The sequence below is a fragment of the Actinomycetota bacterium genome, from assembly GCA_018334075.1.
Taxonomy (GTDB): Bacteria; Actinomycetota; Coriobacteriia; order Anaerosomatales; family UBA912; genus JAGXSC01.
Genome location: JAGXSC010000064.1, coordinates 1 through 7,596 on the forward strand (window position 1 = coordinate 1; position 7,596 = coordinate 7,596).

The window sequence follows — 7,596 nt, forward strand, 5'->3', positions numbered from 1 at the left end:
GGGACTGTTACTGCTGGGCGGAGGCGGGGGCTCCATCCTGACCCCGGCGGAGTCGCCGAGTGTATGGATGGTGATTTACGCCGCCGCCTATCCTGTGATCCTTATCGCCATCGGAGCGCGGCTGTTCGCCAAGCGCGATCTCTGAGCGGGTCGATGGTGGGAATATGGGTGTGCTTGGCACAAAATCGAGGAGATCTCATGCGCAGCTTACGAGGCAAGATACTGCCGTTACTCGTCATCCTCGCTATTGCCCTGCTCGTCATCGCCGTCCTGCTCGTCCCGCGTATCCTTCCGCCGGGGGCTGTCGTGCTATTCCCCGATGCGAGCCTGGAAAGCGCTGTCCGGGAGGAACTCGGCAAGTACTACGGCGATATCACGGTGGAGGGCATGGCAACACTGACCGAGCTTCGGGCGGAGTCGGCCGGGATCAGCGATCTCACAGGACTCCAGTATGCCGTGAACCTGACCGAGCTGGGGCTCAACGAAAACCTTATCTCCGATCTCTCACCGCTCGCAGAGCTGACGAACCTGACCTGGCTGGATCTCAGCAGCAACCAGGTCTCCGATCTCTCGCCGCTTGCGGGGCTGACGAACTTGACCGGGTTGATTCTCCCCGAGAGCCCGGTCTCCGACTTCTCGCTGCTTGCGGGATTGACGAACCTGACCGAGCTGGGGCTTTCCGGCAGCCAGATCTCCGACCTCTCGCCGCTTACGGGGCTGACGAACTTGACCGAGCTGGGGCTCTCTGACAGCCAGGTCTCCGATCTCTCGCCGCTCGCGGTGCTGACGAACCTGACCGACCTGAGTCTCTCCGGCAACCAAGTCTCCGACCTCTCGCCGCTCGCGGGGATGACGAACCTGAAGCAGATAAGTCTCGGCGAGAGCCAGGTTTCCGATCTCTCGGCGCTTGCTGGGCTGACGAACCTGAACCAGCTCAGTCTCTCTGGCAGCCAGGTCTCCGACCTCTCGGCGCTTGCTGGGCTAACGGACCTGACCACGCTGAGTCTCTCCTACAACCAGATCTCCGACCTCTCGCCGCTTGCGGGGCTGACGAACCTGACCGGGCTGGAGTTCGCCGGCAGCCAGGTCTCCGACCTCTCGCCGCTCGCGGGGCTGACGAACCTGTCCAAGCTGGGGCTAGCCGAGAACCAGATCTCCGACCTCTCACCGCTTGTGGGGCTGACGAACCTGACCATGCTGTGGCTCTCCGAGAACCAGATCTCCGACCTCTCACCGCTTGCGGGGCTGACGAACCTGACCGAGCTGGGGCTCTCCGAGAACCAGGTCTCCGACCTCTCGCCGCTCGTCGCCAATCTGGGTCTCGGCGGGGGCGATAATGTTAGTCTTTCCAGCAACCATCTCGACCTGACAGCGGGTTCACCCGCCATGAACGACATCGCGACGTTACGGGATCGAGGCGTGCTGGTCAGTTACTGACCTCACGAGGGAACGCGAACCGATTCTTGAGTGCGCCGACCATCACGAGATCGACTTCGCTTCCGAGGATGGTGCGCAGCGCCGAGCTAATAGACTCCCCCGGATGCCTCTAACGCCCCAGCACGATGTCGAGCCCGTACAGGATAAGCTCGAGCTTGGCTTCTGGTAGCACGCCGACCCTGTCGGTGAGTGCGCCCCTATCGAGGGTCACCGGCTGCGAGACGTTCGCCACCGAGACCTTGGGAAGGCCGGTGTCAGAGCAGTCGAGCAAGACGTTTCCGGGAGCCTCCGCCCACCGCAGGTTGCTCGTGACCGGGACACAGACCACGGTCGCGATGCGGCTGCGGTTGAACGAGTCGCCCTGAACCACGACGACAGGACGCCGGTATCCAGGCTGCGATCCAGCGGGCTCGCCGAGATCTGCCCACCACACCTCGCCCTGAGCGATTACCACTCTGACCGCTCAAGCGTGCGCCGGGCCGCAGTAGTCGTAAAGCCCGTGTCCGGTGGGAGCTCGGCGCAGACGGTGTCAAGCGCGGCCGTGACGCTGTCGGGCGCGTGGCGCGCGACGTACTCGCGAACGGCGCGGCTGTAGAGCTGGCTGCGCGATTGTTTGGTCGCACGCGCGAGCGCCTCAGCGTCCTCGAACACGTCGTCAGGTATGGAGATTGCGGTCTTCATACCCGAAGTATAACCACAGCCGGAGGCCGACGCAACGGCCGAGACTGCGACTTGCGTGCATCAGCCTGTCAGAATCGCGTGAGCCGCAAACCGCGGCTCCCCGACACCTGCGTGGCACCACGGCGGAATCGCCTTCAAAGCACAGGTGCACGTTACCTTTCTCGTTGATTTTGCCCCGGTGTCATACGCCGTCCAAGCCGTATACCTCACGCAGCGCTGTTGTCACGTCGCCGATTGTTGTCCGCTGAACGCCAACACGCCCCGGATCGTAGCCATCGACGAAGGCGCGCTCGAGAAACGCGGCGAGGTCCTCTGCAATGCTCGCCTGCAGTTGCACTCGCTCTTCCGGAGAGACCAACTGGTAGAGGCGCACAACGTCTGCGCGGTGCTTCTTGATCTGATCGCTCTGAACATGCTCACCGCGTGCTCGCCGATCCGTGAGATCGAGCCACGCACGGGCCTTCAACGGAATCAGGTGCGTAGCGCCCAAGAGCGGCACGCCCTCCACCACCTCCGCACCGGAACGCACGAAGTTGTAATAGTCATCGTCCAACATGATCGCGGACAGGCCCGAGACCTCCTCATCGACCGGGAGGGGTCCGATGACTGTATCGGCGGGTAGCTGGATAAGCCCGTCGCGTCGCGCGAACAGCTCGATCATGTAGGGGAAGCTGCCATCCGATGGCGAATGGAATCGGTAGAAGCAGGGTGCGCCCGAGCTCTTGTGCCTATGCTCGTAGCCGCCAGCTCTTATGAACTCCCAAAACGTTGCACCGAACTCGGCGTCAAGTGATTCGACGAGAAGGACAACGTCGAGGTCCTTGGTCAGCCTGAAGTCGATTCCCGCCCGGTCCATCAGCATGTCCACCGCTGCACCGCCGATGAGCACGTACCGGTCAGCGTACGCACTGAAGTGGTCACGGAACCGCGCCATTCCTCCTACCACGAAAACTCCTCCATCATTTGTCTGAGCGCTCCTTCGACTCGCTCGTCCACATCCTCGCGAAGTGAGAGGTACAGTGAGAGCGGATCTACAATGTTGGCGACAGCCAGTGGACGCGGGTCATATGTCCAGACTTCGACGACAGCCATCCCCGGCTCATCGGCCACCGCGAGGTTCGAAGACGTAATGGTGACCTCCGGCTCCAGTGACTGTGCCGTCTTGTGAGACACCGCGTAGGTCCGAGCACTCGGTTCGGCGAGCATCGAGCGGCGCGACAGGGCACTCAGGCCAGCGATCAGGGGACAGTGCGCAGCCACTTGGTCCTCGACGGCAGCAAGTCGTCGCTTGACGGGACTTTGCAGCACGTCTTGCGCCGCTTCCCACGTCGCACGACGCCCTCGGCTGAGATGCACTTCCTTAGTGCGACCCTCCCTGCGCGTGCTCACGAGCCCATGGGAATCCAGCTCTGCCACAGCTCGACTGGCGGTCATGAGGGTCTGGCCAAGAACCGGCGCAAGCTCACTAGCCGTTCGGGGGATCGACGAATCTGCTCCGCGCAGCAACAGGTAGAGCAGCATGGCCTGAGCAGATGGGCGCAGCGTGTCGCGGACCTCAGTGGGCCGGCGGGCACGGGATCGGAAGTCGACCCCGAAGTCCGGCAGGTAGAGCTGTGTCCCGGGCACCACGAAGGCGATGCCGCGCTCGATAAGGCGCCGCCGCGCGTAGGAGGGCAGCCTCTCAAACACAACGACTTGAGCTTCCGGCCAGCGCTCTAACAGCGAGGACGTGTGCTTCTCGATTGCGGCGGGGGTTGGCTCATCGCGCGCGAAGAGCCAGAGCGCTCGCCTGTCACCCAGACGCCCCTGAAAGATGAGATAGGAGTTGCGAAGGTACGGCGGCAGGGTCTTTGCACTGGGCCATGGCGACAGCTCAAGCGTCACGTGCATGGTCTCGGCGACATAGGATTCCGTCGCCGCTATCAGCCCCTCTTGAATGTCGCGTTTCTCCGCTGACGATAACATCATGTGTGCACACTAACACGCAGAATGTTAGTGTGCAACCCCATGTTATTCAGGGACACGTGCCCATGTCGAGGGGGATCATCGGTAGGGATTCACCGCACATCACATACTTTCACCCGTATTCAGAGCGCTAACGAGGTCCCCGACGAGCGCGGCGCAGGAGGCGGCGATGATCTCCCTCGGCTCGGGAAATGCCGCGTCCGCCGCCATTTGACTTGCCGACGAATCGGCTGTGCCAAAGAGGTCACCCAGAGCCTCCATCGCCTCTCGCGTTACTTCGGCCGACACGTCTTCAGCTCCAAGGGCACGTAGCGTAGTTGCCAGCTCCTTGGCGTCCGCAGCACGCAGAATTCGCAGAACGTCCAGAGCGTCCTTGTTCTTCCGTCGGTCCCGCCCGCCGGCTTCGAACTCGGCGGTCCTCTCTTTCAGTTTGATGAGCTTGCTGACCAGCAGCGCTGCTGGACCGGCGACCATGATCTCGAATGCGCGGGAATCGAACTCATCGAGTGCAGCGATGACGTGTGGAGTGCGGTCGACCAGACATCCCTCGAGGCCGCGAACCTTGAGCACTGATCCCTCCTCGTGGCCCTTCACCCGGGCTGCTCTGCGACCCCCTCCGCCGACTGCCTCGGGCATGAGCAGGTCGACCTTGACGATCGCCGGGACGCCGTCGATTTCGCGAAGCGATGACCAGATGCCGATGTCTGGCCCGCTCGCCTTCTCATCTCGGAAGAACTTCTTGCTCCGCATGGCAGCGGCGATCTCCGGGGTCTCGGGAACTCGCGCCGGGTCGAGCGCCAAGTCGCCGTCGGTGGTGGACTCAGCAACGGCAAGACCTGCGTCGCCTGTGTGGATGTAGACGGCCTGGGCACCGACCAGGACAGCCGCTTCTCGGTGGGGTCCGAGCGCCTCAAGGGCGTCGAGCAGAACGGTGCGCGCGACTATGTACTCGGCATCAGGCGCGCCAGACATCTTCGTTCCTTCTCATCCATTCCAGCAGCTCCTCGGCTTCAGACGGGTTCCTGCCAGAGCCCTTGAGCAGATCTGCAACCGCTTGGCTCGGGGCGACGTAGCACACCCCTTCATCGGTCGTCGACCGGTCAAACACGAAGTCGCCCTTGGGCTCCAGCAACATCACGTTTGCGCCTGCCTCGGCGGGCACTAAGCCCAGTTCATCAGCAGCGGCGGCGGCATCATCCACGAAGGCAACGCCCAGCCGCGCAGGAGCAACAGGTGCGCGCCGAGCTGCGGCCAGCGAGCCAGTGACGGCGTAACGCATGCCGCTCGGAAGCGACCGCAGGCGCGAAAGGAAGCTTTGGAGTCCGCGGGGATCGAGGTAGGTCGCGTATCTGTTGGAACCCGTCATCGAGTAGTCGCGAGACCACGCCCTGAGAAGCTCGGCCCAGTCGACTTGTTGCACGCCGCCTTGCGGACTTCGCCGAACCAGATCCTCGCGCTCCAAGAGCTCCAGCACCCGGGACACGTTGCCGGGGTCCGTCCGCACAAGTTCCGCAATCTGTCGAACGCCGAGCGGCGGACGAACATCGACCAGAGTGCGCACAATCTGGGCCGTCTTCATCCCGCGCAGGGATCGCATCGGCCGAGTCGCCCTGTTGGGATCCTTCACCGCACCCTGCGTCCGTATGTAGACCGCCGGGTCCTCGATGGCCACGAACGTGTTGCCAGTGAGATCCAGGTAGTTGAGGGCGCTCTCGCGCAGTTTGTCACGAGTGCGTTCGCTCAGATAGGGCGCCGCCACGAGGAGCGTTTCCAGCGGTCTGCCCATCGCTGACCAGCCAGCCCAGGCGCGCATCTGTTCGAGCACGCGCGGCACCGCCACCGGGTCCAACCGGCGCTTGATCTCGACGAGTATCGTCGTGCGTCGACCATCAGGCGCCCGGAGTTCTAGAATTGCGTCAGGGCCCCGTTGAGATTCAGTCTGCTGCAGGTCGAGCCGCCAGGTGCGGGGTAGCTTCTCCTGAAGCCTTCGCTGAACCTCGAACGGGGTCGGTGTGTTGTCTGGGTATGCCGTGTTATCCAACATACGCAACACAGTAGTTTCAGACAACACTTTTGTCAATATAAATTGTCTATCAGGCCTGTTGTCTCATCACCATATGTTGTGCGACGCGTACAACAGCCACTCTTCAGGCAACACGACACACTGCCGCTCCGAGCCCCTGTGATCGAGGCGAGGTACGTACGCGGTTCACGCTGCATAGAGCTGCTGCTTCGTCCGATTGACATCGTCGCGAATGTATCGATTCTTGAGCGCGCCGACCATCACGAGATCGACTTCGCTTCCGAGGATGGTGCGCAGTACCGAGCTAATAGGCTCCCCCGGATGCCTCTAACGCCCCAGCACGATGTCGAGCCCGTACAGGATGAGCTCGAGCTTGGCTTCTGGTAGCACGCCGACCCTGTCGGTGAGTGCGCCCCTATCGAGGGTCACCGGCTGCGAGACGTTCGCCACCGAGACCTTGGGAAGACCGGTGTCAGGGCAGTCGAGCAAAACGTTGCCGGGGGCCTCCGCCCACCGCAGGTTGCTCGTGATCGGGACACAGACCACGGTCGCGATGCGGCTGCGGTTGAACGAGTCGCCCTGGACCACGACGACAGGACGCCGGTATCCAGGCTGCGATCCAGCGGGCTCGCCGAGATCTGCCCACCACACCTCGCCCTGAGCGATCACCACTCGGACCGCTCGAGCGTGCGCCGGGCCGCAGCAGTCGTGAAGCCCGTGTCCGGTGGGAGCTCGGCGCAGACGGTGTCAAGCGCGGCCGTGACGCTGTCGGGCGCGTGGCGCGCGACGTACTCGCGAACGGCGCGGCTGTAGAGCTGGCTGCGCGATTGCTTGGTCGCACGCGCGAGCGCCTCAGCGTCCTCGAACACGTCGTCGGGTATGGAGATTGCGGTCTTCATACTCGGAGTATAACCGCAGCTGGATGCCGACGCAACGGCCTGGGCTGCGACTTGCGTGCATCAGCTCGTCAGAATCGCGTGAGCCGCAGATGAGGCGCTACGCAGAAGCATTCGACCGATGTGGTGCTGCCAGCGATCGTGGAGAACGGGCACTTCCGCTCCTCGGCGGGTAAAGACTCTCTTGCCTGGTCGCGAACGCTGTTCACGCTCACGAAAAACTGCCGCACCCTCGCGACCAGCAGGTATCTGCCTTTGGCGGTAAGCGTGAGCCTTGCCTCATCTTCAACACTAAGCGATGCCGTTTGCTTATGAGTTGACTCAGGGGTAACACACAAAATTAACAGAAACATTAAGCGATAGAAGCATTGACGCGCGGGGCGGGGCTATGACATGTTCTTTTTGGGAGGGCGACTTTTTCCAATCGTAAGGCGAAGAGATAACTGCGCGGAAATGGTTGTTGAAGAGTAATTTTTAAAGGGGGCGAAAAAATCAATGAGGAAGAAAGTTCGTACTGTGTCGGTGTTGCTAGCGGGGATTCTTTTAATGTCTAGTACCTTTGCGGCTCCGATCGCCGCCGGGCAGGGAAATGGC

At 62.3% G+C, this 7,596-nt stretch carries 10 protein-coding genes; 1 reads left to right on the forward strand and 9 read right to left on the reverse strand.

Annotated elements, in window-relative coordinates; translation table 11 throughout:
- A partial coding sequence (locus KGZ89_08090; GenBank protein ID MBS3974807.1) for a leucine-rich repeat domain-containing protein occupies window positions 1-1,437 on the forward strand: 1,437 nt, incomplete at its 5' end.
- Between the two features lie 109 nt (window positions 1,438-1,546).
- On the opposite strand, the gene KGZ89_08095 is transcribed toward KGZ89_08090, so the two are convergent.
- From KGZ89_08095 to KGZ89_08135, 9 genes are all read right to left on the reverse strand, one after another.
- Window positions 1,547-1,891, reverse strand: a complete 345-nt coding sequence (locus KGZ89_08095) for a type II toxin-antitoxin system PemK/MazF family toxin (GenBank protein MBS3974808.1) — start codon at window positions 1,889-1,891, stop codon at window positions 1,547-1,549.
- On the reverse strand, window positions 1,885-2,118 hold the full coding sequence (locus KGZ89_08100; protein ID MBS3974809.1) for a hypothetical protein: 234 nt from the start codon (window positions 2,116-2,118) through the stop codon (window positions 1,885-1,887). Before KGZ89_08100 ends, KGZ89_08095 begins: the two co-directional genes overlap by 7 nt.
- A gap of 181 nt (window positions 2,119-2,299) precedes the next feature.
- A complete protein-coding gene (locus KGZ89_08105; protein ID MBS3974810.1) occupies window positions 2,300-3,052 on the reverse strand; it encodes a hypothetical protein in 753 nt (250 codons plus the stop codon).
- Between the two features lie 5 nt (window positions 3,053-3,057).
- Window positions 3,058-4,086, reverse strand: coding sequence for a winged helix-turn-helix transcriptional regulator (locus tag KGZ89_08110; protein ID MBS3974811.1), 1,029 nt, complete (start codon window positions 4,084-4,086; stop codon window positions 3,058-3,060).
- Between the two features lie 99 nt (window positions 4,087-4,185).
- Window positions 4,186-5,055 carry a hypothetical protein gene (locus tag KGZ89_08115; GenBank protein ID MBS3974812.1) on the reverse strand — a complete coding sequence of 290 codons (870 nt, stop codon included), beginning with the start codon at window positions 5,053-5,055 and terminating at the stop codon, window positions 4,186-4,188.
- Complete coding sequence (locus tag KGZ89_08120) at window positions 5,039-6,127, reverse strand: MarR family transcriptional regulator (GenBank protein ID MBS3974813.1); 1,089 nt, start codon at window positions 6,125-6,127, stop codon at window positions 5,039-5,041. The genes KGZ89_08115 and KGZ89_08120 overlap by 17 nt, the downstream gene beginning before the upstream one ends.
- Before the next feature lie 306 nt (window positions 6,128-6,433).
- A complete protein-coding gene (locus KGZ89_08125; GenBank protein MBS3974814.1) occupies window positions 6,434-6,778 on the reverse strand; it encodes a type II toxin-antitoxin system PemK/MazF family toxin in 345 nt (114 codons plus the stop codon).
- On the reverse strand, window positions 6,772-7,005 hold the full coding sequence (locus KGZ89_08130) for a hypothetical protein (GenBank protein MBS3974815.1): 234 nt from the start codon (window positions 7,003-7,005) through the stop codon (window positions 6,772-6,774). Before KGZ89_08130 ends, KGZ89_08125 begins: the two co-directional genes overlap by 7 nt.
- A gap of 68 nt (window positions 7,006-7,073) precedes the next feature.
- A complete protein-coding gene (locus KGZ89_08135; protein ID MBS3974816.1) occupies window positions 7,074-7,355 on the reverse strand; it encodes a hypothetical protein in 282 nt (93 codons plus the stop codon).
- Window positions 7,356-7,596 lie beyond the last annotated feature (241 nt).

Excerpts from the sequence above, each read along its gene's own strand:
- KGZ89_08100 (MBS3974809.1), bottom strand. The coding sequence starts at position 2,118 with ATGAAGACCGCAATCTCCATACCTGACGACGTGTTCGAGGACGCTGAG.
- KGZ89_08135 (MBS3974816.1), bottom strand. The coding sequence starts at position 7,355 with ATGTTTCTGTTAATTTTGTGTGTTACCCCTGAGTCAACTCATAAGCAA.
- KGZ89_08120 (MBS3974813.1), bottom strand. The coding sequence starts at position 6,127 with ATGTTGGATAACACGGCATACCCAGACAACACACCGACCCCGTTCGAG.
- KGZ89_08105 (MBS3974810.1), bottom strand. The coding sequence starts at position 3,052 with ATGGCGCGGTTCCGTGACCACTTCAGTGCGTACGCTGACCGGTACGTG.
- KGZ89_08115 (MBS3974812.1), bottom strand. The coding sequence starts at position 5,055 with ATGTCTGGCGCGCCTGATGCCGAGTACATAGTCGCGCGCACCGTTCTG.
- KGZ89_08110 (MBS3974811.1), bottom strand. The coding sequence starts at position 4,086 with ATGATGTTATCGTCAGCGGAGAAACGCGACATTCAAGAGGGGCTGATA.
- KGZ89_08130 (MBS3974815.1), bottom strand. The coding sequence starts at position 7,005 with ATGAAGACCGCAATCTCCATACCCGACGACGTGTTCGAGGACGCTGAG.